This window comes from Herbidospora sp. NBRC 101105, from assembly GCF_030269205.1.
In the GTDB taxonomy this organism is placed as follows: Bacteria; Actinomycetota; Actinomycetes; order Streptosporangiales; family Streptosporangiaceae; genus Herbidospora; species Herbidospora solisilvae.
In genome coordinates, this window is sequence record NZ_BSSX01000001.1 from 1 (window position 1) to 24,187 (window position 24,187).

Here is a 24,187-nt window from a genome sequence, read left to right on the forward strand (position 1 = left end):
GAGTTACGGCGGTTATGGCGGAGGGGAAACACCCGGTTACATTCCGAACCCGGAAGTTAAGCCCTCCAGCGCCGATGGTACTGCACCGGGGACGGTGTGGGAGAGTAGGACACCGCCGGACAATCTTTATACCGAAGGCCCCGATCATTTGATCGGGGCCTTCGACGTTTCAGGGGATGATGCCCGGCCATTCGGCCGGGCTTTCTGCGTTTCACCCGCTGATCGGTGAGGCGTGACTGCGGCTGTTGTTTGCGTGGGTTCGGCCACCGGGTTCGGCCACGGGGGTTCGGCCACGGGGGTTCGGCCACGTCGAGCCGGCCCCCGCCGGGGGTGGCCCGGGCCTCATTCCAGACCAACCGTTCTAGCGTGGCGGCGCTGATCAGGTGGTCGTTGTTGGCGGAAGGGGTCGTCCACGTCGGTCGGCGTGGTGTTCCGGGGGTGCCTCGGCCATGCGGCCGGGCCTTCGTCATTTCACACATCAACCGTTCAGGGTCTGGCCGCCGTGGTCAGGCTGTCGTTGTCCTGGTGTGTGGTGTCGGGCCGGCGTGGCGTCTGGACGAGTGTTTTCGAGGAGCCCGGCCATGTGGCCGGGCTTTCGTGGTCTACGGAGCGGGTGGCGAGATTGCTCTGTGGCGAAGCCGGCCGCGTGGCGAGGAGGCGTGGCCCACGTCACCGTGTCGCCGGTCGCCCGACCTCGTGCGGTGTACCGCCGGACCCAGGCCGGTGGGGTCCACAGCCCCGAACGCACACATGGATCGTGAGTCACACGAGCAACACCAGTCCCGTCGCGGCGGCGATCGCCTCCCCGGCGAGCCGTGCCAAACCCGACTCTCCGCGCACTCGGCAATCTGTCCAGTCCGCACCCCCATCCGCCAGGCAAACTGACCGGATTGTCCAGGTTGAGCTGCGGATACTTGCTCTTCTGCCTCCCCTCTTGTTGTCATTTGTAGATGTTTGAGGAAGCGCAGTACTTCGCTCCTGTCGCCGCCAACGAGGACGGGTCCGTCACCGTTGAGCTGGCCAAGAGCCACCCGGGGTTCGCCGACCCCGTATATCGGGCGCGTCGCAACGCCATCGCCGGGCTCGCCGTGGGTTACACGCGAGGGGAGCCCATCCCGCACGCCGAGTACTCCGAGGAGGAGCACGAGGTCTGGTCTCTGGTGACCCGGGAGCTGGCCGCCAAGCACCGGAAGTACGCCGTCTCCGAGTTCCTCGACGCCGCCGAGGCGCTGGGGCTGCCGAAGGACCGTATCCCGCAGCTCGAAGAGGTCAGTGAGCTGCTGAAGCCGCTGACCGGGTTCCGCTACATCCCGGCCGCGGGGCTGGTGCCGCTGCGGGAGTTCTACAGCGTGCTGGCGGACTCGTTCTTCCACTCGACGCAGTACATCCGGCATCACTCGGTGCCGTTCTACACCCCGGAGCCCGACGTCATCCACGAGGTCATCGGGCACGGCAACACGCTCGCGTCCGAGCGGTTCGCGGCGCTCTACCGGCTCGCGGGGCAGGCGGCGCGCAGGGTCGAGACGGCCGAGGCGCTGGAGTTCGTCTCGAAGGTCTTCTGGTTCACCCTGGAGTTCGGGGTGATGCGGGAGGGGCGCGAGCTGAAGGCCTACGGGGCCGGGATCCTCAGCTCGTACGGCGAGATCGAGGAGTTCCGGGGGATGGACATCCGGCCCCTCGACGTCACCGTCATGGGCACGACGGTCTACGACATCACCAAGTACCAGGACGTGCTCTTCGAGGCGGCCTCGTTCGACCACCTCGAAGACGTCGTCGGTCAGTTCTGGGCGTCGTGCGATGACGAGATGATCGCCAAGTTGCGCACTACGGCCTGATCAGCAGGGCGTCGCCGACCGCGCGCTCGGCGCCGTCGGAGGGCTTGTTGACGACCTTGCCCTTGACGACCATGGCGCTGGAGCCGCCGCCGTCGAGGTTGATGGCGTCGCGTGCGCCCAGCCACTGCATGACGCGGGCGGCCTCGTGGAAGGAGGCGCCGACCGTCTGGCCGGGGGCGCGGCCGTCGACGACGGCCAGGATCAGTTTGCCGTTCCTCGTGACGCCCGCGAGGGTGCGCGGGTGGCGGCGGACGATCATGTTGATGTTGGCCATGCCGTCAGTGGCAGCGGTGATCCAGGTCTTGCCGTTCTTCACCAGGCCCACGCCGCCGCCCACGATGTGGGTGTCGGGGGTCAGCGGAACGGTCCGCTTCTTGCGCAGGTCGGTGACCGTGGTCTTGAGCTGGACCTTGCCACCCTCCTGGGCGTAGGCGGCGAGCCAGTCGGCGCCGGCTCCGACGCCCTGGAGCACCCGCATGCCCTTCATGATCTTGGCGCCGGGTGAGCGGACCGCCGTGACGACGCCGTCGGGGTCGATGACGACCTCGGTGGCGCCGACCTTGGGGGTGCTGGCGCCGAACTCCTCGGTGTAGAGGACGAGCTCGCCGTCCCTGCCGACCCGGTTGACGCCCGCGACGGGGGCCATCGCGCCGCCGGCTGCGACGTTCACCGACGACTTGAGTTCGGTGATGCGGGCGGTGCGGCCCTTCAGGACCACCGCCGTACGGCCCTCGACGGCCTCGCTGAGCAGTTTGCCGCCGACGACCGAGATGCCCGTGGGGTCGCCCCGGTAGGCCGCGCCCGTGTGGATGTCGAAGAAGCCGCCGTTGACGCCGGCGATTGCGCCCGCGCCCTTGGCCATGTCGGTGACGCGTTCCCGGACGGCCGTCTTCTTGCCGAGGCTGGCGGCGAAGCTGCCGCGGAACGACCTCGGGTCGACCATCAGGATCTTCATCGACCAGGGGCCCGCGGTGACGAAGCCGTCGTCGCCCGTGTAGTCGGCCTTGGCGCTGATGCCGGCCTCCTTGAGCTCCTTGACGACCTTGTCGGCCTCCTTCTTCGCGCTCAGGGGCCACTGGCCGACGCGGACCATCCAGTAGTCCTGCGCGGGGAAGTCGGCGATCGCCGGCCGGGTGAACTTCACCACCACCGGTTCGAACCCCGCCATCTGGACGGCCAGGGCCTGCTTCTCCGCCGTGCGCTGGGTGTACGCGTCGTTCGCCCCGGCCAGCACGCTGACGGTGTAGCCGTCCTTGTTCGTGCCGTGCCGCAAGGTGATGTATTCGATGCCCGGTATGACCATCTTCGAGGTCGTCTTCGCAAGGCCGGGAACCCCCAGCGGAAAGCTCGACGACGGCGGTCCCGTGGTCTTCTGGCTGTCGGCAAAAACCGGCATAACCGGCAAAACGGATGCCAGCGCGGTAATTGCGACGGTCAGACGGCCTCTCATATGGTCTCTCCCCAATAGTGGTCGTGAGTGACCATCGTGGCGAGATTGGCGCTTATAAGTGGGCGAAACACGCCAATCGGTATGAGAAATCTCGACTGAATTGAGTATTTCGCCTGGTCAATACCCGGTAGTCGCCTGACGGACGAACTCCTGCGGGGAAAGCGCCTCGATGAATCCGATCCGCCCGTCGTCGAAGCGGCGCAGGCCCCAGTAGTGGCCGGTGGCGGAGCCGTACCAGATGCTCCAGTGGGGGAAGCGCGCCGACAGGGCGCGGACGATCGCGCGGTGGTCGGGGGCCGGGAAGGCGCGGGGCGGTGTCTCGGACTCGGTTATCGTCACGTAGCGAGACAATCACGTCCCGGAGGGTGAACCCGGAATGCCCGGTTCGTGGGGTGGGGCAGGTTTTACACCTGGTGGAAACGAATCCTTATCTCACCTTGTCGCGAGGAGGAGAGACGCCAGCCGGGCGCCGGCGAGGCCCTCGACGGTCAGGCCGTTGAAACCGGTCATCGTGTCTCCGGCGACGAGCGCGTTGACGATGGCCTCCTCGGTGGCCTCGATGACGGCGTGGTAGAGCGGGTCGAGGTGGTCGTCGGCCATGACGGTCACCTGGTAGGTCGGCGGGACCTCCGCGCCGAGCACGTTCACCGGCAGGTTGCGGTTGCCCACGCTGAAGCAGAGGAAGCCGTCGCCGCTGGAGTTCTCGCCCGCGCCGCCCGTGCGGCCGACGCCGAGCCCGGCCCGCCTGGCCAGGCGGGCGCACTGGTGCGGCAGCAGCGGCGCGTCGGTGGCCACGACGCCGATGATCGACCCGGCGCCCTCGTGGGGGACCTCCGAGGCGCCGAGACGACGGCCGACGTTGACGCCGTTCACGGTGAGCCGCTCGCGGTGCCCGTGGTTGGCCTGCACGTAGACGCCGACCGTGTATCCGCCGGCGACCCGGGAGGCGGTGCCCGCGCCGCCCTTGAAGCCGTGGCAGATCATCCCGGTCCCGCCCCCGGCCGCGCCCTCCGCGACCGGGCCCGTGGACGCCGAGGTGAAGGCCTCGACCACGTGCTCGGCGGTCACGTGGCGGCCGGTGATGTCGTTCAGCGAGCCGTCCCAGGTCTCCCCGACCACGGGCAGCGACCAGCCCTGGCCGCCGGGGTCGAGGGCCGACAGGGCGTCGCGGACCACGCCGACCGACCCGGTGCTGGTCAGGCCGATGGGGGAGGCCAGCATGCCCAGCTCCCGTACGTAGGCCAGCCCGGTCAGCTCGCCGTTGCCGTTGAGCCAGTGGTATCCGGCGAACACCGGCTCGGCGAAGGTGTCGCCGTCGTGCGGCAGGATGACCGTCACGCCGGTCCGGACCGACGCGCCCGAGACGAGTGTGGTGTGGCCGACCTTCACCCCCGGCACGTCGGTGACGGCGTTGTGCGCACCGGTGGGGAAGGTCCCGATCACGATGCCGAAGTCGCGGGCCCTCACCGGGTCTCCCTGAACGATTCGAGCGCCAGCAGCGCGACGTGCAGCGACAGGCAGGAGTCGACGTCGTCGAGGTCGGTCGACAACACCCGTTCCAGGCGGCGCAGGCGGTCGTAGAAGGCCGGCCGCGACAGGTGGGCGCGCTGGGCGGCGACCGCCTTGTTGCGGCCCGCCTCCAGGTAGATGCGCAGGATGCGGGTCAGGTCGGAGTTGCGCTGGGCGTCGTGGGCCAGCAGCGGGCCGAGTTCCCGCTCGGCGAAGGTCTGCAGCCGGGCGTCGTCGCGCAGCAGGTGCAGCAGCCCTCGCAGGCGCAGGTCGGGCAGGCGGTAGTACGGGCGGCCGTCGTGCTGCCGGACGGCCACGTCGGCGACCTGTTCGGCTTCGAGGAAGCTGCGGCGTACGTCGCGGATGGAGTCGACCGTCGAACCGGCGGCGAGCACGGCCCCGGCGGCGCGGAGCCGCTCGGCCAGCGTCGTGAGGGCTGCCTCGGCGCCGACCCGGGGCGGCAGCGGGAGCAGCACGCCGACGTGGGCCTGGTCGAGCGCGCCCACCAGGGCGGGCAGCCGGGCGTCGCGGCAGGCGGCGGCGGTGAGGTCGGCCAGGTCGGCGAGCCGGGCCTGTTCGTCGAAGGTGCCCTCGCCGGGTGTGGTCGGCCTGATCACGACGCTGACGAGCTTGCGTCCGGTCAGCGGCACGCCCACCGCGCGGGCCCGGGCGGCGGCCTCGTCGGGGTCGGCGTAGGCGTGGCTGAGGATGCCGGTGAGGATCGTGCCGTGGGCCTGACGCTCCAGGGAGAGCTGGTGGCGTTCGAGGAGACGTCCGAGAGCGAGGGTGGTCGCGGCCCGTTCGGCCAGCACGATGTCGCGCGGCCCCGGCGGGCCGTCGGCGAGCAGGATCAGCCGGCCCCAGTCCTGGCCCCGGGCGCCGACCACGGTGACCAGCCAGCCGGCGGCCTCGTCGTAGGCGGTGCGGCCCTCGGGGTCGACCGCCCGGGAGCGGGTCTCCCAGCTCGCCAGCAGCGCGCCGACGTCCTGACCGGCCGAGTCGCAGGCGAGCACCTGGTGGGCCAGGTTCTCCAGCATGACCGGGCGGCCGGAGAAGCGGGCCACCTGGGCGAGCACCTCGGCCGGCGACGCGCCCTCGACCGAGAGCTCGGTGAAGATCTCGTGGAGCTGCTCGGAGGCCCGCAGCTCCTGGATCTGCGAGTCGATGATCATGTTGTGGACGGACTCGGTGATCTGCACGAACGGCGTCTCGCGGGCCAGCGTGACCAGCGGCAGCCCGTGGTCCTCGGCCGCCCTGACCACGGCGGCGGGCAGTTCGCGCACGAACCGGCGGCCCAGTTCGACGACCAGGCCCGAGGCGCCCACCTGGGCGAGGTCGGCCACGTAGTCGGCCAGCTTGTCGGGCTCGGGCGGCAGCGCCACGCCGGTGGTGAGCACCAGCTCGCCGCCGCGCAGCAGGGGGGCGATGTCGGTGATCTCGCCCACGTGAACCCAGCGCACCCGGCCGTTCAGCCGGTCGGCGCCCGCCACCACGGCAGGGTCGCCACGCCGGACCGTGTCGAGCGAGAGCACGTCAGCGACGGTGGGGAGCATGTCAGCGAGCGTAGTCGCTCAGTGTGTCAATGTGTCTGGTGATTTGCTGACATATCGGCGCTTTTGGGCAGTCGCATGGCCAGGCCGTCGAGCATCGAGACCAGGCCGAAGTCGAACGCGAGCTGCCGGTGCGCGAGCGGATCGATCGTGCTCTCGACGGCCTCTTGGAAACGCGCGTGGACCTCGGGGTGGGCGCGTGCGACCTTCTCGACGGCCGGGGCCAGATCTTTCTGGGCCTGTTCCATGGTGATGCCGCGGCTCTTGAGGGCCGAGGTGTAGGCCGCCTCGGGCGCGGTGGCGCCGACGGTGTACGACAGCACCGCCGCCCCGGCGTAGTCGATGTCGTGCTTCTGGAAGCCCGCGCGCGCCAGGGCGGTGCAGAGCGTGGCCGAGCAGTTCATGGCGTTGGGACCGAGCGCGGGCAGCGAGCCCAGCACGAAGGTGAACCACGGGTGGGCCAGGATCGCGGCGCGCAGCCCCCAGGCCACGTTGCCGACCACCTCCCGCCAGCTGTCCGATTGCGGGATGCGAACTGCGCCGAAGACCTCGTCCATGGCCAGTTCGAGCAGTTCGTTCTTGTTCGCGACGTGCCAGTAGAGGCTGGTGGCCCCGGCGCCGAGTTTGGCGCCGAGCTTGCGCATGCTGAGCGACTCCATGCCCTCGGCGTCGAGCAGCTCGACCGTCGCCCGCACGATCTGCTCACGGCTGAGGCCCTGCTGCGCGCGGCGCGGCTTGTGCTCCCGCGTCCACACGCTGGTGAAGCGCTGTTCCGGCATCCCTCCACAGTAAATCTCTCGCACACCGTTCGAGAATCGTCGTACAGTGTGCGAGTGACCTCGAACACTGTACGAGACCCCAGGCGTTGGTGGATTCTCGTCGCCCTCTGTCTCGCCGTGCTGGTTCTGGTGGTGGACAACACCGTGCTGAACCTGGCCATCCCGGCGCTCATGCGCGACCTCGGCGCCACGCCCGCCGACGTCCAGTGGATCATCGACGGCTACATCCTCGTCTTCGCGGGGCTGCTGCTGACCGCCGGATCCCTCTCCGACCGCTACGGACGACGCAAGGCCCTCGTCTTCGGCCTGGTGATCTTCGGCGCGGCCTCCACGCTGGCCATGGTGTCGACCGAGCCCTGGCACCTCATCGGGGCGCGGGTGCTCATGGGGGTGGGCGGCTCGTTCATGATGCCGTCGACCCTGTCGATCCTCATCACCGTCTTCGACGAGGACGAGCGCCGCACCGCCATCGCGGCCTGGGGCGCGGTCGCCACCATCGGCATGATCGCCGGCCCGACCCTGGGCGGCTTCCTGCTGCACAACTACTACTGGGGCTCGGTCTTCCTCCTGAACGTCCCCATCGCGATCGTCGCGATCACCGCCGCGCTGGTGCTGATGCCCGAGTCCAAGGGCGAGCCGCGGGGCTTCGACCCGGTCGGAGTGCTGCTCTCGATCATCGGCCTGAGCTCCGCCGTCTGGGTCGTGATCATGCTGCCGCAGCACGGCTTCGATCCGCTGATGTCGGCGGTGGCGGTGCTGGCGATCGTCGGATTCATCCTCTGGGAGCGCCGGGCCGCGCATCCGCTGCTGCCGCTGGAGCTGTTCCGCAACCGCGCGTTCTCCGGGGCGTCGTTCTCGATCGTGCTGCTCGCGTTCGGCGCGGGCGCGCTCATGCTGGCGCTCACGCAGTACCTGCAGTTCGTCCTCGGGTACGAGCCCCTCACCGCCGGTCTGGCCCTCGTGCCCTACGTGCTGGCGTCCCTGGTGTTCAGCGGCGTCGGGGCGGCCCTCGGCAAGAAGGCGTCCAACAAGGCCCTGATCGTGTCGGGGCTGATCGTGCTGGCCGGCGGTTTCGGCCTGCTCTCCACGCTCGACGTCGACGACGGCTACGGCTTCCTCATCGCCTGCCTGATCATCATGGGGGTGGGCGGCGGCCTGGCCGGTCCGGCGGCCTACGCGACCCTGATGGGGGCGGTCCCGCCGCAGCACGCCGGGGTCGGCTCGGCGCTGAACGACACGGTGCAGCAGGTGGGGGCGGCCCTGTCGATCGCCGTGCTGGGGAGTGTGCTGGCGGCGGCGTACACGGCGGCGATGCCGGACGACGCGCCGGCCGCGGCGCGGGAGTCGATCAGCGCGGCCCTCGACAGCGGCGTCGCCGAATTGGTGCGGCAGGGCAAGGAGTCGTTCCTGTCGGCGATGTCGATCGGCTCGTGGGTGGGAGCCGGGTTCTCGCTGCTCGCGGCGCTCGTCGCGGTGCTGGTGCTGCCCAGGAAGGCGCCTGCCGCCGAGCCGGTCGCCGAGCCCGTCAAAATGTAAGGGAACGTGTGGATGGTCCGACATGATGTGGGTATGGCTCGCCCCTGTGAGCCGGGATACTCAAGGCATGTCGGACCTTCTTGCCCGCCACCGCGCGGTGATGCCCAACTGGCTGGCCCTCTACTACAACGAGCCCATCGAGATCGTCAGCGGTAAGGGCAACCGCGTCGTCGACGCGAACGGGAAGTCCTACCTCGACTTCTTCGCCGGCATCCTGACCAACATGATCGGGTACGACGTCGCCGAGGTCCGCGACGCCGTGGAGCGCCAGATCGCCACCGGCGTCGTGCACACCTCGACCGTCTACCTGCTGCGCGGCCAGGTCGAGCTGGCCGAGAAGATCGCCCGCCTGTCGGGCATCCCGGACGCCAAGGTCTTCTTCACCAACTCCGGCACCGAGGCCAACGAGACCGCCCTGCTGCTGGCCACCTACGCCCGCAAGACCGACCAGGTCCTCGCGATGCGGCAGAGCTACCACGGCCGGTCGTTCGGCACCGTCGCGGTCACCTCGAACCGGTCGTGGAAGAACAACTCGCTGTCGCCGCTCAACGTGCACTTCCTGCACGGCGCCGACCGGCACCTGACCCAGTTCAGGGGCATGAACGACGAGCAGTACATCGCGGCCTGCGTCGACGACCTCCGGCACGTGCTGGCCACCGCCGTCGGCGGCGACGTCGCCGCGCTCATCGCCGAGCCGATCCAGGGCGTCGGCGGGTTCACCATGGCCCCCGACGGGCTGTTCCGCGCCTACCGCGAGGTGCTCGACGAGCAGGGCATCCTGTTCATCTCCGACGAGGTGCAGACGGGCTGGGGGCGTACCGGATCGGCGTTCTTCGGCATCCAGAACCACGGCGTGACCCCCGACATGATGACCTTCGCCAAGGGCCTGGGCAACGGCTTCGCCGTCGGCGGCGTCGTCGCGCGCGGCGACCTGATGGACAACCTGCACGCCGTCGGCCTGGCCACCTTCGGCGGCAACCCGGTCGCCATGGCCGCCGCCAACGCCACCCTCGACTACGTGCTCGACCACGACCTCCAGGCCAACGCGGCGAAGACCGGCGCCATCATCATCGAGGGCCTGCGCGAGGCCGCGCCGCGCCTGCCGGTGGTCGGCGACGTGCGCGGCAAGGGCCTGATGTTCGCCGTCGAGCTGGTCGGCCCGGACGGTTCACCGTCGCCCGAGCTGGCCGCCGCGTTCATGGAAGAGACGAAGAAGCTCGGCCTGCTCGCGGGCAAGGGCGGCCTCTACGGCCACACCATCCGCATGGCCCCGCCTCTCACCCTGACCGAGGAGGAGGCCCGCGAAGGCCTGGGCATCATCGTGACGGCCCTGGAGAACCTGTGATCCGCCCGGGAGCCGTCGTGACCGCACTGGAGAAGTCATGAAGCGCATCACCCACTGGATCGGCGGAGTCCCGCGCGATTCCGACCGGTCCGGCGACGTCTACAACCCGGCGACCGGCTCGGTGAGCGCCCAGGTGGCGCTGGCCTCCGTCGACGATGTCGACGCCGCCGTCGCCGCCGCGAAGGCCGCCTTCCCCGCCTGGCGCGACGCCTCGCTGGTCAAGCGCGCCCACGTGCTCTTCAAATTCCGGGAGCTCCTGTACGCCAACCGCGACGCCCTCGCCGCCCTCATCTCGGCCGAACACGGCAAGGTGCACTCCGACGCCCTCGGCGAGGTCGCGCGCGGCCTGGAGGTCGTCGAGTTCGCCTGCGGCATCCCGCACCTGCTGAAGGGCGGCTTCTCGGAGAACGTCTCGACCAACGTCGACTCGTTCTCCATCCGCCAGCCGCTCGGCGTCGTCGCCGGGATCACCCCGTTCAACTTCCCGGCCATGGTGCCGATGTGGATGTTCCCGGTCGCCGTCGCCTGCGGCAATACGTTCGTGCTGAAGCCGTCGGAGCGCGACCCGTCGGCGTCGCTGCTGATCGCCGAGTTGTGGAAGCAGGCGGGGCTGCCCGACGGCGTCTTCAACGTCGTGCAGGGCGACAACGTCGCCGTCGACCGGCTGCTCGCGCACCCCGACGTGAAGGCCGTCAGCTTCGTCGGCTCGACCCCGATCGCCCGGTACGTCTACGAGACCGGCACCGCCAACGGCAAGCGCGTGCAGGCGCTGGGCGGCGCGAAGAACCACATGCTGGTGCTCCCGGACGCCGACCTCGACCTGGTCGCCGACTCGGCCGTGTCGGCCGGCTTCGGCTCGGCGGGCGAGCGCTGCATGGCCATCTCGGTCGTGCTGGCCGTCGACCCGATCGGTGACGAACTGGTCGAGAAGATCGCGTCGCGGGCTCGCAGAATCAAGATCGGCCCCGGCGACGACCCCGCCTCGGAGATGGGCGCCCTGGTCACCAGGGTCCACCGCGACAAGGTCGCCTCCTACCTCGACCTCGGCGAAGGCAAGATCGTCGTGGACGGCCGGGAGAACCTCCCCGACGGCGACGGCTTCTGGCTCGGCCCCACCGTCATCGACCACGTGCCGCCCGGCTCCCGCACCCACCGCGAGGAGATCTTCGGCCCGGTCCTCTCGGTGGTCAGGGTGGCCTCCTACGAGGAGGGCCTGACCCTGATCAACGAGGGCGAGTACGGCAACGGCACCGCCATCTTCACCAACGACGGCGGCGCCGCCCGGCGCTTCCAGAACGAGGTCGAGGTCGGCATGGTCGGCGTGAACGTGCCGATCCCGGTCCCGATGGCCTTCTACAGCTTCGGCGGCTGGAAGGCCAGCCTCTTCGGCGACACCCACGTGCACGGCGTCGAGGGCGTGCACTTCTACACCCGCGGGAAGGTCGTCACCTCACGGTGGCTCGACCCCTCCCACGGGGGCGTGAACCTGGGTTTCCCGACGAACGGCTAGGACGACGCCGCGGCCTGGTCGGCCCGCCTCGTCGCCGCGCGGCTGGGCAGGACGACCAGCGCCACCACGATGCTGACCGCCATCAGCACGGCGCCGATCAGGAAGACGGCGCCGTAGCCGGCCTCAGGGGTGGCCATGGTGGCCGCGACCGTGGCCAGGGCCGCCAGGCCGAGCGAGCCGCCCACCTGCCGGGAGGCGCCGAGGATGCCGGACACCAGGCCCGACTCCGACCGCTGCACCCCGTTGGTCGCCAGCACGACCAGCGGGGTGAACGCCATGCCGGCGCCCGCGCACATCAGCACGCCGGGGACCAGGATGCCCAGCACGTAGCCGTCGAGCACGGCCGACTGCAGCAGCATGCCGGCGATGCCGACGACCGTCGCGCCGATCAGGAGCGTGCGCGGCGTCATGCGGCGCAGCAGCAGCGGCGCGAGCCGCCCGGTGGCGATGAGGGTGAGCGCGTGGGGCAGGAACGCGAGCCCGGCCGTCATCGGCGTGTAGCCGAGGTCGCCCTGCATGTGGATCGACAGGAAGTACCACATCGCGAAGAAGATCGCCCCGGACAGCACCTGGATGATCGTGGTGCCGGCGACCGTGCGCCGGGCCAGCAGCGAGAGCGGCACCAGCGGGCTCGCGGTCCTCTTCTCGACCAGGACGAACACGCCGAGCCCCAGCACGCCCAGGACCAGCGGCACCAGCGCGACCGGCGACCCCCAGCCGTGTTCGTGGGTCTCGACCGTGCCGTAGGCGATGGCCGTCAGCGCGGCGGTGACCAGCGCCGCGCCGGGCAGGTCGAGCCGGGCCGAGCCCTCGGGCCGGTCGCGCGCGATCACCCGCAGGCCGGTGACCACGATGGCCAGCCCGATCGGCACGTTGATCAGCAGCGTCCAGCGCCAGGACAGCAGCTCGGTGAGGGTGCCGCCGAGGATGCCGCCCGCCGCGCCCCCGGCCGCGCCGACGGCGTTCCACGCCGAGATGGCGGCGGTGCGGCGCGGCCCCTCGGAGAAGGTGGTGGTCAGGATCGTGAGGGTGGTCGGGGCCAGCACGGCCGCGCCGACGCCCTGCAGCACCCGCGCCGCGATCAGCAGACCGGGGTCGGCCGCCAGCCCGCCCAGCAGGCTGGCCAGCGCGAACACCGAGACGCCCGTGAGGAAGACGCGCTTGCGGCCGAACAGGTCGGCCGCCCTGCCGCCGAGCAACATGAGCCCGGCGAAGGTGAGCGCGTAGGCGTTGACCACCCACTGGAGCCCGGTCTCGGTGAAGCCGAGCTCGGCGCGCATGGCGGGGAGCGCCACGTTCACGATCGACACGTCGAGCACGACCATGAACTGGCCGAGACAGGCCAGCACGATGACGGTGATCGCGGTGCGGTCGAGCGGCGCGTCTTCGACGACGCCGGAGGGTGCGGAGGCGGGCGCGCTCATGCGAGGGGCCGCCGATGGACGGCGCCGGTGGAGCAGGGTGGCGGGAACAGGGTGGAGCTCATGGGCTCGACTCTACGGACGCCCGCCGACAGAACTCACTCGGATATTGGTCCTAGGACCTGCGAGTAGGCTTCCGGGGAGTCCGGTTCCAGGCCGTGGAGGATCGTTGGCGTCGCGTCGTCTCACCGCCCTCGCCGGGGCCGCCGTTCTGCTGCTGGCCGCGTGTGGTCATCAGGTCGCCTCCGCGCCCGCCCCGTCCTCCTCCGCCTCCGCGAACGCGGCGTCGAAGACGCCGTCCGCCACCCCGTCGCCGTCGCGCAGCGCCTCGCCGTCGCCGACCGCGTCCGGCGGCGGTGAGGGAGCGCTCACCGTCCTGGCGCCCCGGGGTTTCGTCGAGTGGGGCGGCAACGACCGGAAGGTCAACTGGGTCGCGCCGTTCGAGCGCGAGAGCGGCTGCCGGGTGACCTACCGGCCGTGGGAGTACGTCGCCGGCAACCCCGTCAACGTCGACACCTTCGACGTGGTGGCGGCCGGGCCCGACCTGGCCGGGAAGCTGGTGGCCGACGGGGGCGCGGCCCGGATCGACACCGGGAAGGTCGCCGGATACTCCGGGTTGCCGAAGTGGACGCGCGAGCTGGTCGGCGACCACGGCGTGCCCTACGTGTGGGACACCACCGTCGTGGCGGTGAAGGACGGCGCGAAGGGGTCGGTCTTCGACGCCGACGGGCCGGTGCTGCTCCGCGACACCCCGCTGACCATCGCCGACGCCGCCCTGTCGCTCGGCTTCGACAACCCCTACCAGCTCAGCCCGGCGCAGCTGAGTGAGGCCGTGGCGCTGCTGGAGAAGAAGAAGGACGGCCGGTCCTACTGGCGCGACCCGATCCAGGTGATCGAGGGGTTCGCGGGCGGGGCGACGATGGCCCAGGCCACGCCCTACGTGCTGGCCGGCATGGCCGAGGCGGGGCTCGGCGTCACCCGGGCCGCGGGCCCGGCCACCGGCTGGGTCATGTCGTGGATGGTCTCCGCGCGGGCGGCCCATCCCTCGTGCGCCGAGAGCTGGCTCGAATGGTCGCTGCGGCCCGACGTGCAGCGCGAGGTCGCGTGGTGGACGGGCACTGCTCCGGCGAACCCGAAGGCGTGCACGTACAAGATCTCTGACGACGCCCCGCCCGGCGAGGCCGCCAAGCAGGACCGCGTCGAGAGATTGTGCGACGAGCACCGGGACAAGGGTGTGGTGTTCGCCACCTTCCCGGCCCTCGACTGCGGCGGCGAGGCGGGGTCGTGCACCGCCTACGAAGACTGGATCAAGGCCTGGGACTCCCTCAAGGAGGAGTAGGGCCGTCCGGTTCGCTGATTGGTGGACCAGTCGAATTCGTCCATCTTATTGAATGGTCAGTCAGTCAGCTGTTAGCCTGCTCTCCATGCGGATCCTCCTTGTCGGCGCTGGTGGCGTGGGTTCGGCCATGGTGGCCATCGCCTCCCGGCGCAGTTTCTACGACCACATCGTTGTTGCCGATTACGACGTGAACCGGGCCGTTTCCGCATGTGCCCGGATCGAAGACCCCCGTTTCTCGGCGATCGGACTCGACGCCTCGAACGCGGCCGAGGTCGAGGCGGCCCTGCGGGCCCACGAGTGCGACGTGCTGTTCAACGCCGTCGACCCGCGCTTCGACATGCCGCTGTTCACGGCCGCGCTGAACGCCGGAGTGACCTACCTCGACATGGCGATGTCGCTCAGCGCCCGCCACCCCCAGCGCCCCTACGAAGTGCCCGGCGTGAAGCTCGGCGACGACCAGTTCGCCCTCGCCGGCAAGTGGGAGGAGCGCGACCAGCTCGCCCTCGTGGGCATGGGCGTCGAGCCCGGCCTGGCCGACGTGTTCGCCCGCTACGCCGCCGACCACCTCTTCGAGACCATCGAGGAGATCGGCATCCGCGACGGCTCCAACCTGCGCGTCGACGGCTACGACTTCGCCCCGACCTTCTCCATCTGGACCACCATCGAGGAGTGCCTGAACCCCCCGATCGTCTGGGAGGACGGCCGCTGGCACACCACCGAGCCGTTCAGCGAGCCGGAGGTGTTCGACTTCCCCGAGGGCATCGGCCCGGTGGAGTGCGTGAACGTCGAGCACGAAGAGGTGCTGCTGGTGCCCCGGTGGGTCGACACCCGCCGCGTGACCTTCAAGTACGGCCTCGGCAACGAGTTCATCGAGGTCCTGAAGACGCTGCGCAAGCTCGGCCTCGACTCGCCCGGCACCGTGAAGGTGAAGGGCCTGGACGTGTCACCCCGCGACGTCGTGGCCGCCTCGCTGCCCGACCCCTCGACCCTCGGCGACCGCATGCGCGGCAAGACCTGCGCCGGCACCTGGGTCAAGGGCGTCGGCAAGGACGGCCGGGCGCGCGAGGTCTACCTCTACCACGTGGTCGACAACGAGTGGTCGATGCGTGAGTACGGTTGTCAGGCCGTCGTGTGGCAGACCGCGGTGCACCCGGTCGTCGCGCTGGAACTGCTCGCCAACGGGGTGTGGAAGGGCAAGGGCGTGCTCGGCCCGGAGGCCTTCGACGCGGTGCCGTTCCTCGACCTGCTCAACGACTACGGCTCTCCTTGGGCGCTCCGCGAGCAGTGAGCTGTCGCTCACGGCGTCTGGGCACGACCGGCAACAGGGCTTCGGCGCACTCGTCACACGCGTGGACGGTGGTGTCGTCGGGCAACCGGCCGACTCGGACGCGGGGGCGAGGCCATTTCTTGTGGCAGACCACACAGGCGTCTCCGTCGCGCTGGAGCGAGGTGAGACCTGCCGGGTCGAACGTCAGCAAACCTGTCCGCCTCCTCGGTCATGTGTCGGAACCGTTATAACGCGACTACCTGGTGTGATCGACCAGCACGACGCCAAGTCAGGGTTAAATGACTGACATCCGACGGGTCGAACAACAACAAAAAGGGCACTCGGCAACAAGCCGGGTGCCCTTTTTGGGGTGAATCACACCTCGCTGACGGTTTTCTCGAGGATGGTCAAACCCTCCTCCAGCAGGTGGTCCGGAATCACCAACGGCGGGAGGAACCGGAGCACATTGCCGTAGGTGCCGGCGGTCAGCACCACGAGCCCCTCGGCGTGGCAGCGCTTGGCGATCTCCGACGCCGCGGCCGGGTTCGGGTCCTTGGTGCCCGGGACGACCAGCTCGATCGCCGTCATCGCGCCCCGGCCCCGGACGTCCCCGATGATGCCGAACCGCTCCTGAAGGCCGCGCAGGCGCGGCAGCATCACGTCGCCGATCGCGCGGGCCCGTTCGACCAGGCCCTCCTCCTCGATCGTCTCCAGCACGCCCAGGGCCGCCTCGCAGGCCAGTGGGTTGCCGCCGTAGGTGCCGCCCAGGCCGCCGGCGTGCACGGCGTCCATGAGGTCGGCCCGGCCGGTCACGGCGGCCAGCGGGAGGCCGCCCGCGATGCCCTTGGCCGTGGTGATGATGTCGGGCACGATGCCCTCGTCCTCGCAGGCGAACATCTGGCCGGTGCGGGCGAAGCCGGTCTGGATCTCGTCGGCGATGAAGACGATGCCGTTGGCCTTGCAGAACTCCGCGATCCGCGGCAGGAAGCCCTTGGCCGGCACGATGAAGCCGCCCTCGCCGGCGATCGGCTCGATGATCACCGCGGCCACGTTCTCGGCGCCGATCTGCTTGGTGATCTGGTCGATCGCCTGCGCGGCGGCCTCCTCGGCCACGTTCTCGCCCGGCCACCGGAAGGGGTAGGCGAGCGGCATGCGGTAGACCTCGGGGGCGTAGGGCCCGAAGCCCTGCTTGTACGGCATGTTCTTCGCCGTCAGGGTCATGGTCAGCAGGGTGCGGCCGTGGTAGCCGTGGTCGAAGGCGACCACCGCCGGGCGGCCGGTCGCCAGGCGGGCCACCTTCACGGCGTTCTCCACCGCCTCGGCGCCGCTGTTGACCAGGAACGTGCGCTTCTCGTGGTCACCCGGGGTGATCGCGTTCAGCTTCTCGCAGACGGCGACGTACGACTCGTACGGCGTGATCATGAAGCACGTGTGGGTGAAGTCGGCCACCTGGTTCCGCACCCGCTCGACCACCTTGGGGGCGGCGTTGCCGACGTTGGTGACGGCGATGCCCGAACCGAAGTCGATCAGGGAGTTGCCGTCGGCGTCGACCAGCACGCCGCCACCGGCCTTCGTCACGAAGACCGGCAGGGTGGTGCCCACGCCGGCGGGCACCGCCGACTGCTTGCGCGTGAACATCTCGCGCGACTTGGGGCCGGGGATCTCGGTGACGAGGCGGCGCTCCTGGGGAAGCCCCGGGCCGCCGTGGGCTGTAGTGGTCATGTGGTCGACGTTACGTCCCCCGGTGCGAAGTCTCGATGCTCCGACGTGGCAGAATCGGGGTTCGCCACGTGCCGGAATGGACAATGAGGGGGCCGATAGGTGGCGCCGTCCCTGCGCAGGGTCACCGGCATGGCCGGGTTGCGGGTGCTGGCCGGACGGGCCGCGCTCGACCGCCCGGTGCGCTGGGTCGCAGTGAGCGAGCTGGAGGACCCCACGCCGTTCCTGGAGGGTGACGAGCTGGTGCTCACCACCGGGATGCGGACGGCCTCGTGGCGACCGTACATCACCCGGCTCGTGGACCGCGGCGTCGCGGGCCTGGGGTTCGGCATCGGCCTCAGCCACGCGCGGGTGCCCGACGAGCTGGTCGCGGCGGCGGCCGACGCCGGGTTGCCCCTGGTCGAGGTGGCCAGGGAGACGCCCTTCATCGCCATCGGGAAGACCGTCAGCGACCTGCTGGCCGCCGAACACTACGAGGAGATCACCGGGGCCTTCGAGGCCCAGGGCCGCCTGACCAGGGCCGCCCTGCGGGGCGACGGCGCGGCGTCGGTGGCCGACCGGCTGGCCAGGGAGCTCGGCGGCTGGGTGGTGCTGCTCGACGAGACCGGCACGGTCCGGCACGCCACCCCGCCCGAGGCGGAGGAGCGCGCAGCCGGGCTGCGCAGCGAGTTCGCCCGGCTCAGGAGCGGCGCGGCGGCCGTCGCGCTGGCCGGGCCCGAGGAGAACGTCGTGGTCCAGCCGCTCGGCGGGCGCGGCTTCTTCGCGGTCGGCGCGGGACATCCGTTCACGCCGATCGCCCACACGATCGTCAACGCGGCGGCCTCGCTGCTGACCCTGGCGCTCGAACAGGGCGCCGCGCCCGAACGGCTGCGCTCGGCGGTCCTCCGGCTGCTGATCGCGGGGGAGACCGAGACGGCCCGCGAGGTCCTGGCCGACGTGGGGGTCACCCTGCCGGACGACCCCGTGGTGGCCCTGGCGGTCGCCGAGAGCGGCCCGATCAGGGCCTTCCACGCCCCCCACGGCGACCTGACCGTCGTGATCTGCGCCGAGGCGGAGGCACCGGCCCTGCGGGACGCCCTCGACGGACCGGTGGGCATCAGCCTCCCCGGCCCGCTGAGCCGCGTCGCGACGGCCGTCGACCAGGCGGTCCGGGCCTACCGGGCCGGGCGGGGCAAGCTGAGCTTCGCCGACCTGGCGGGCCAGGGGCTGCTCGGCCTGCTCGACGCGGGCGCGGTGCGCGCCTACGCCGAGGTGTTGCTGGCTCCGCTCGACGAGCAGCGGGGTGACCTGCGGGAATCTCTCCAGGCCTACCTGGCCTGCAACGGCCACTGGGACGCAGCCGCGCAACGCCTGGGCGTGCACCGGCACACCCTGCGCTACCGCATGAAGAAGGCCGCCGAACTGCTGGGCCGCGACCTCGACGATCCGGCCACGCGAGCTGAACTGTGGATCGCCCTCAGTGTTCCCTCGCCACCACGAACTGGTTGATCGTGGCGTTGGTGACCACGGTGTAGGTCTGGGCGTCGGGCAGATGACCGGCACGTTCCAGTGATATCGCTCCCTGGGCGGCGGCCCACAACGCGTCGGCGATCTTGCGGGGCTGGGTCGGCGTCAGGTAGCCGGCCGAGATGCAGTCGGCGATCACCCGGTCGAACAGGTTCAGCGCCGCGCGGGCGAGGGTCCGGGCCCGCTCCGACGGGACGAAGCCCGGGATGGCCCGCTCGAACATGAGGCTGTAGTAGCCGGGTTCGGCCAGCGCCGCCTCGCGGTAGGCCGGGCCGAGCGACTGGAGATATTCGAACGGGTCGGTGCGCGCGGGCACGGCGGCCAGGCGGCGGCGGAAACGTTCGAAGCCTTCGAGGTAGAGCGCCTCGGCCAGGCCCTCTTTGCTGCCGAACATCGTGTAGATGACGGTCGTGGCGCACCCGGCCTCGGCGGCGATGCGCCGCACGGTCAGGCTCTCGGGCCCCGCGCTGATCAGCAGTTCGCTGGCGACGTCGAGGAGTTTGGTGCGCAGCTCGTCGTAGGTACTCCGCTGGCCGAGAGCGTACGCGCCCTGCAATCCGAGCGGGACCGGCGTGGCCATGAGCGACGAGCCCTTCTCATCAAGGGGCCCTCGCATCGGACCCGAACCTTGACTTAACCACGCCACTCAGCGTTCAAACCGCACCGCAATGGAAAACATCCCGAAATTGCGGCGCAACCGTGACATGGGGTTGGAGCATGGGGACTTGTCCGCAATGGCCAGAAGATTGCAGCCGATTGTGCGATGCGGAGTAAGGCCCGTTACACGATAGTGGCATAGCGTCGGTTGCATGAGCGTTGCCATGCCTTTCTGGATCGCCGGCCGTCCCGCGACGGGAGAGGCCGAGCTGACCGTCACCAACTCCCACGACGGCCGGACCGTCGGGGTGACGTCCGTCCCGACCCCCGAGCAGGTCGAGGAGGCGGTGGCCGCCGCCCACGCCGTGGCCCGCCAGGCCGCGGCGCTGCCGATCCACGTGCGGGCCGAGGCGCTCGCCCACGTGTCGCGGCGGATCGCCGAGCGGGCCGACGAGCTGGCCCGGCTGATCAGCGGTGAGAACGGCAAGCCGATGTTCTGGGCCAGGGGAGAGGTGAGCCGGGCGGTCTCCACCTTCCGCTTCGCCGCCGAGGAGACCCGCCGATTCAACGGCGAGGTGGTGCGGCTCGACACCGAGGCCGCCGCCACCGGCCGCATGGCCTACGTCTCCCGAGTGCCGCGCGGGCCGATCCTGGCGATCTCACCGTTCAACTTCCCGCTCAACCTGGTCGCCCACAAGGTCGCCCCGGCCATCGCGGTCGGTGCGCCGGTGATCGTCAAGCCGGCTCCCAAGACGCCGCTGTCGGCGCTGGTGCTGGGGGAGATCCTGGCCGAGACCGACCTGCCCGAGGGCATGTTCTCGATCCTGCCGGTGCCCAACGACCGGGCCGCCGCGCTGGTCGACGACCCGCGCCTGCCGGTGGTGTCCTTCACCGGCTCCAGCCCCGTCGGGTACGCGATCATGGACCAGGTCCCCCGCAAGCACGTCACCCTCGAACTCGGCGGCAACGCGGCGGCCGTGGTGCTGGCCGACGCCGACCTCGACTGGGCCGCCACCCGGATCGCGCTGTTCTCCAACTACCAGGCCGGGCAGAGCTGCATCGCCGTCCAGCGGGTGATCGTCGACGAACTCGTCGCCGACGCCTTCGAGGGCAGGCTCGTCGAGGCCGTGAACGCCCTGGTCACCGGCGACCCCGCCGACGAGAAGACCCAGGTCGGGCCGCTCGTCTCGGTCGAGGCCGCCGAGCGCGTCGAGGCCTGGGTGAACGAGGCGGTCGCCGCCGGCGCGAAGGTCCTGGCGGGCGGCGCCCGCGACGGCGCCACCTACGCCCCGACCGTGCTCGCCAACGTGCGCAAGGACGCCAAGGTCGTGCGCGAGGAGGTCTTCGGGCCGGTCCTGGTGGTCCAGCGGGTCAACGGCCCCGACGCGGCCTTCGCCGAGGTCAACGACTCGGCGTACGGCCTCCAGGCGGGCGTCTTCACCCGCAGCCTCGACCTGGCCTTCAAGGCCAACCGGGAGCTGGAGGTGGGCGGCGTGATCATCGGCGACGTGCCGTCGTACCGGGCCGACCAGATGCCCTACGGCGGTGTGAAGGACTCCGGCGTCGGCCGGGAAGGCCTGCGTTCGGCAATGGACGACTACACGTACGAGAAGGTGATGGTCCTTACGGGCCTGACACTCTGACGAATTTTGGGTGACAAAAACGGGCATAGGGGATTGGGTCTCCTTGATTAGGTAAAGGCTTCGGCCATGAAGGCGGACGATGTCGTGGACCTCCTGGGCCGCACCCCGGGGTTGTGGGTCAATGACGAAGACGGCGACGACGATCCGGTGCTGCTGCGTTCGGACGGCAGCCCGGTTGACACCTGGCGTGAGCACTACCCCTACGACCAGCGCCTCGAGCGCCCCAGCTACGAGCGCGAGAAACGCCTGCTCCAGATCGAGCTGCTCAAGCTCCAGTACTGGCTCAAGGACACCGGAGGCCGCCTGGTCATCCTGTTCGAGGGCCGCGACGCGGCCGGCAAGGGCGGCACGATCAAGCGCTTCATGGAGCACCTGAACCCCCGTGGCGCCACCGTGGTCGCGCTGGAGAAGCCCAGCGAACGCGAGCGCACCTCCTGGTACTTCCAGCGCTACATCAACCACATGCCGGCCGCCGGCGAGATCGTCCTGTTCGACCGGTCGTGGTACAACCGGGCCGGCGTCGAACGGGTCATGGGCTTCTGCACCGACGAGCAGTACGAGGAGTTCATGATCCAGGCCCCGCTGGTCGAGAAGCTCCTCGTCCGCGACGGCATCAAGCTGGTGAAACTCTGGTTCTCGGTGTCCCGCGCCGAGCAGCGCACCCGGTTCGTGATCCGCCAGGTCGACCCGGTGCGCCAGTGGAAGCTCTCGCCGATGGACATCGCCTCCCTCGACAAGTGGGACGAGTACACCCAGGCCAAGGAGCGCATGTTCGTCAGCACCGACACCGACGACGCCCCCTGGACGGTCATCAAGTCCAACGACAAGAAGCGCGGGCGCGTCGAGGCCATGCGTTACGTGCTGAGCCTGTTCGACTACGACGACAAGGACACCACGATCGTCGGCACCCCCGATCCCCTGATCGTCCGGAAGGCCGCCGACATCGTCGACGAGGACCTCTCCGACGACACGGCCGAGTTCAGCCTCTAGGCCTTCTCGGCCATGTCGAACACCTGCTTGGCGGCGCTGCCGAAGTAGGGGCCGTACATCATCGAGTTGTCGTCGCTGTACTTGAAGCTGCTGACCGACGTCACCGTGCCGCGCCCCGTGGCGGCGTCGAAGCCGGTCAGCCACGGGCCGCCGCTCGCCCCCGCCGTCAGGTCGCACCGGAGCCCCTGGTCGTGGGTCTGGCTGTGGGGGTCGGGGCGGGCCGCGCCCGCGCAGTACATGAGCCGCTCGCCGTCGTAGGGCGGGTCGGCCGGGTAGCCGAAGCCGTGGGTCTGCTGGCCGCGCTTGACCCCGAAGCCGATCTCCAGTGCGCCCGCGACGTCGTTGACGTGGCGGCCGAGCTGCGCGTTGAGGGCGACCATGCCCACGTCGTAGCTGTCGTCGGCGGCGCGTGACCAGGGCCCGGCGACGAACATGCGGCGGGCCGAGAACGTGCCCAGCGGGCGGGCGCCCTCGTCGTAGCCGGGCACGAACACCCAGTTGCGGGCCCACACGCCGGTGCCGTCCTTGACGCAGTGCCCGGCGGTGACCACCACGTCGCGGTTGGCCGACCGGATCGAGGCGGCCGAGCAGACGAAGTCGACGCCGTCCATGGTCAGGAAGACCCGTCCGGCCGCCCGCCCCACCAGGCCGCCGGACTGCCACCGCGCCGAGGACACCGGACCCCGCTGCCGCACCTTCGCGGGCGCCGCCGGCCGGCCGTGCCGCCGCCTCTCTGGCCCCGTCGCGCCGGGGCTCGGCGTGCTCTTCGGGCCCAGGCCCGTGGTGAGCGTGTGGACGACTTCCAGCAGCCCGATGGGCAGCGCCTTCGCCATGCGCTCCGCGGTCCAGTAGCCGGCCGGCGCGGCCGCCGCCCAGTGGTGGACGACGTCGGGCGGCGGCGGCACGGCGGCCGGGTGCAGGGAGGCGAGGGCAAGCGTCAGCGCGGTCAGGACGGGGGTCATGGCCCCAGATTGTGGACCACTATCCGTGTTCGTATGACTACTTTTGGTAAATCAGGTGAGCGCGGTTCGCTGGGCGGTGTTGTAGAGCGCCTGGGCCTCGCCGCCGAAGTAGGGACCGAACATCCAGAAACTGGCGAAGTTGTACTTGAAGCTGTTCACCGAGTTGAGCAGCCCGGCGCCGGTCTTCTCGTTGAAGCTGGAGAACCAGGGGCCGCCGGACGACCCGCCGGTCATGTCGCAGTTCAAACCGAGGTCGTCGGAGAGCAGGAAGTCGTCGAAGACCCGCCCGCTGCAGTAGGTCAGCGTCGAGCCGTTGTAGGGGGCCGCGGCGGGGAAGCCGAAGGCGTACATCTGGCGGCCCCGGGGCTGGTTGAAGGCGATGCCCTGGCCGCCGACCACGTCGGTCAGGTACTCCCCGTCGAGCGGGGCCACCACGGCCGCCGCCACGTCGTGGTTCATGTCCTCGCTGCGGCTCCACTGCGGCGTGGTCAGCAGGGTGGTGGCCACCCAGGTGCCGTAGGGGCGCTGGCCGTTGTCGTACGCGGGCACGAAGACCCAGTTCTTGTGGAACGCTCCACCCAGTCGCACGCAGTGCCCGGCGGTGATGACGACGCTCTTGTTGGCGCTGGTCACGGCGTTGCCCGAGCAGGAGGCGTTCTTCCCGGCGCTGGAGCCGGAGGCGACGGTGAAGAAGACCCGGCCCGAGGTCGTCACCACGGCCCCGCCGCCCTTCCAGGGGGCGCCGTCGGAGGTGGCCGAGGCGGCGGCCGGCTCCCCGGCGGCGGCCTCGGCGGTGAGGGTCGGCCGGACCGAGGCGGGCTTGGCGTCCGGCAGGTCGAGGAACGCGGCCGCCCCGCTCGCGAAGCGCTGGACGCTGGCCGCCGGGGCGTCGAGCGGCTTGGCGGCCTCCATCTTGGCCTCGGTCCAGAAGTTCTCCACCGCGCGCTGCTCGCTCTTGCTGTCGGCGGCCGCCACGACCACCGGCTTGGGCTCCGCGCCCTGGGCGGCGGCGGCCGTCGCGGGCAGCAGCGCGGCCACGACCGGGACGGTGAATAAGGCTGCCAAACGGGTCAGGCGGCGGGGCGCCGAGCCATGCATGCGTACCTCCGTTATCGGATGTCCTGACGCGCGAAATTAGCGACCCCGCTGTGCCCCTTTCTCCTTTATGCACATATGGATATAGCGGGATACGGGCATAGATAGCGTGGAATAACCCGAGGCTCAGGCGT

The 24,187-nt window shown here is 70.3% G+C and carries 20 protein-coding genes and 1 rRNA gene; 11 read left to right on the top strand and 10 right to left on the bottom strand.

The window, feature by feature from the left end:
- Positions 1–4: 4 nt before the first annotated feature.
- A 5S ribosomal RNA gene (gene rrf, locus QSK34_RS00005) occupies positions 5–121 on the top strand.
- Positions 122–950: 829 nt separating this feature from the next.
- Positions 951–1,835, top strand: a complete 885-nt coding sequence (locus QSK34_RS00010) for a phenylalanine 4-monooxygenase (RefSeq protein WP_285578496.1) — start codon at positions 951–953, stop codon at positions 1,833–1,835.
- On the opposite strand, the gene QSK34_RS00015 is transcribed toward QSK34_RS00010, so the two are convergent.
- Positions 1,825–3,138, bottom strand: a complete 1,314-nt coding sequence (locus QSK34_RS00015) for a phosphodiester glycosidase family protein (RefSeq protein ID WP_285578497.1) — start codon at positions 3,136–3,138, stop codon at positions 1,825–1,827. The genes QSK34_RS00010 and QSK34_RS00015 overlap by 11 nt on opposite strands.
- Here QSK34_RS00015 and QSK34_RS00020 point away from each other — a divergent pair.
- Positions 3,131–3,316, top strand: a complete 186-nt coding sequence (locus tag QSK34_RS00020) for a hypothetical protein (RefSeq protein ID WP_285578500.1) — start codon at positions 3,131–3,133, stop codon at positions 3,314–3,316. The two genes, QSK34_RS00015 and QSK34_RS00020, sit on opposite strands and share 8 nt — an antisense overlap.
- Positions 3,317–3,402: 86 nt before the next feature.
- Here the strand turns inward: QSK34_RS00020 and QSK34_RS00025 are convergent, their stop codons facing one another.
- The 4 genes from QSK34_RS00025 to QSK34_RS00040 form a co-directional block, all read right to left on the bottom strand.
- Positions 3,403–3,624: a hypothetical protein gene (locus tag QSK34_RS00025; protein ID WP_034382748.1), complete on the bottom strand. Its 222-nt coding sequence runs from the start codon at positions 3,622–3,624 to the stop codon at positions 3,403–3,405.
- 93 nt (positions 3,625–3,717) lie between these two features.
- Positions 3,718–4,752: a P1 family peptidase gene (locus QSK34_RS00030; RefSeq protein WP_285578506.1), complete on the bottom strand. Its 1,035-nt coding sequence runs from the start codon at positions 4,750–4,752 to the stop codon at positions 3,718–3,720.
- On the bottom strand, positions 4,749–6,347 hold the full coding sequence (locus QSK34_RS00035) for a PucR family transcriptional regulator (protein WP_161480595.1): 1,599 nt from the start codon (positions 6,345–6,347) through the stop codon (positions 4,749–4,751). The genes QSK34_RS00030 and QSK34_RS00035 overlap by 4 nt, the downstream gene beginning before the upstream one ends.
- Before the next feature lie 26 nt (positions 6,348–6,373).
- On the bottom strand, positions 6,374–7,123 hold the full coding sequence (locus tag QSK34_RS00040) for a TetR/AcrR family transcriptional regulator C-terminal domain-containing protein (RefSeq protein ID WP_285578512.1): 750 nt from the start codon (positions 7,121–7,123) through the stop codon (positions 6,374–6,376).
- A 117-nt stretch (positions 7,124–7,240) separates the two neighbouring features.
- On the opposite strand from QSK34_RS00040, the gene QSK34_RS00045 reads away from it, so the two are divergent.
- The 3 genes from QSK34_RS00045 to QSK34_RS00055 all read left to right on the top strand — a co-directional run bounded on the left by QSK34_RS00045 (position 7,241) and on the right by QSK34_RS00055 (position 11,514).
- The gene (locus QSK34_RS00045; protein ID WP_285578513.1) at positions 7,241–8,659 is read left to right on the top strand and encodes an MFS transporter; all 1,419 of its coding nucleotides are present in this window, start codon (positions 7,241–7,243) and stop codon (positions 8,657–8,659) included.
- Between the two features lie 67 nt (positions 8,660–8,726).
- Entirely contained in the window at positions 8,727–10,004 is a 1,278-nt protein-coding gene (locus tag QSK34_RS00050) for an aspartate aminotransferase family protein (protein WP_285578517.1), read from the top strand.
- 37 nt (positions 10,005–10,041) lie between these two features.
- On the top strand, positions 10,042–11,514 hold the full coding sequence (locus QSK34_RS00055) for a CoA-acylating methylmalonate-semialdehyde dehydrogenase (RefSeq protein WP_285578519.1): 1,473 nt from the start codon (positions 10,042–10,044) through the stop codon (positions 11,512–11,514).
- Here the strand turns inward: QSK34_RS00055 and QSK34_RS00060 are convergent.
- Positions 11,511–12,938, bottom strand: a complete 1,428-nt coding sequence (locus QSK34_RS00060; protein ID WP_285578522.1) for an MFS transporter — start codon at positions 12,936–12,938, stop codon at positions 11,511–11,513. The two genes, QSK34_RS00055 and QSK34_RS00060, sit on opposite strands and share 4 nt — an antisense overlap.
- Before the next feature lie 166 nt (positions 12,939–13,104).
- On the opposite strand from QSK34_RS00060, the gene QSK34_RS00065 reads away from it, so the two are divergent.
- Entirely contained in the window at positions 13,105–14,274 is a 1,170-nt protein-coding gene (locus QSK34_RS00065) for a type 2 periplasmic-binding domain-containing protein (protein ID WP_285578524.1), read from the top strand.
- Positions 14,275–14,359: 85 nt separating this feature from the next.
- Positions 14,360–15,562, top strand: a complete 1,203-nt coding sequence (locus QSK34_RS00070) for a saccharopine dehydrogenase family protein (RefSeq protein ID WP_030450972.1) — start codon at positions 14,360–14,362, stop codon at positions 15,560–15,562.
- Positions 15,563–15,916: 354 nt separating this feature from the next.
- Here QSK34_RS00070 and gabT read toward each other — a convergent pair whose 3' ends face one another.
- Positions 15,917–17,263: a 4-aminobutyrate--2-oxoglutarate transaminase gene (gene gabT, locus QSK34_RS00080; protein WP_285578533.1), complete on the bottom strand. Its 1,347-nt coding sequence runs from the start codon at positions 17,261–17,263 to the stop codon at positions 15,917–15,919.
- Positions 17,264–17,362: 99 nt separating this feature from the next.
- Here gabT and QSK34_RS00085 point away from each other — a divergent pair, with 99 nt between their 5' ends.
- Positions 17,363–18,748 carry a PucR family transcriptional regulator gene (locus tag QSK34_RS00085; RefSeq protein ID WP_285578535.1) on the top strand — a complete coding sequence of 462 codons (1,386 nt, stop codon included), beginning with the start codon at positions 17,363–17,365 and terminating at the stop codon, positions 18,746–18,748.
- On the opposite strand, the gene QSK34_RS00090 is transcribed toward QSK34_RS00085, so the two are convergent.
- Entirely contained in the window at positions 18,717–19,382 is a 666-nt protein-coding gene (locus QSK34_RS00090; RefSeq protein ID WP_235966706.1) for a TetR/AcrR family transcriptional regulator, read from the bottom strand. The genes QSK34_RS00085 and QSK34_RS00090 overlap by 32 nt on opposite strands.
- Positions 19,383–19,575: 193 nt before the next feature.
- Between QSK34_RS00090 and QSK34_RS00095 the strand changes: the two genes are divergently transcribed.
- Both QSK34_RS00095 and ppk2 read left to right on the top strand, forming a co-directional pair.
- Entirely contained in the window at positions 19,576–21,006 is a 1,431-nt protein-coding gene (locus QSK34_RS00095) for an aldehyde dehydrogenase family protein (protein ID WP_285578541.1), read from the top strand.
- 66 nt (positions 21,007–21,072) lie between these two features.
- Positions 21,073–21,996, top strand: coding sequence for a polyphosphate kinase 2 (ppk2, locus tag QSK34_RS00100; RefSeq protein ID WP_051759253.1), 924 nt, complete (start codon positions 21,073–21,075; stop codon positions 21,994–21,996).
- Here the strand turns inward: ppk2 and QSK34_RS00105 are convergent.
- Together QSK34_RS00105 and QSK34_RS00110 are read right to left on the bottom strand one after the other, a co-directional pair.
- On the bottom strand, positions 21,993–22,958 hold the full coding sequence (locus tag QSK34_RS00105; protein ID WP_285578547.1) for a trypsin-like serine peptidase: 966 nt from the start codon (positions 22,956–22,958) through the stop codon (positions 21,993–21,995). The two genes, ppk2 and QSK34_RS00105, sit on opposite strands and share 4 nt — an antisense overlap.
- Before the next feature lie 51 nt (positions 22,959–23,009).
- Positions 23,010–24,023, bottom strand: coding sequence for a trypsin-like serine peptidase (locus QSK34_RS00110; protein WP_285578549.1), 1,014 nt, complete (start codon positions 24,021–24,023; stop codon positions 23,010–23,012).
- Between the last annotated feature and the right edge of the window lie 164 nt (positions 24,024–24,187).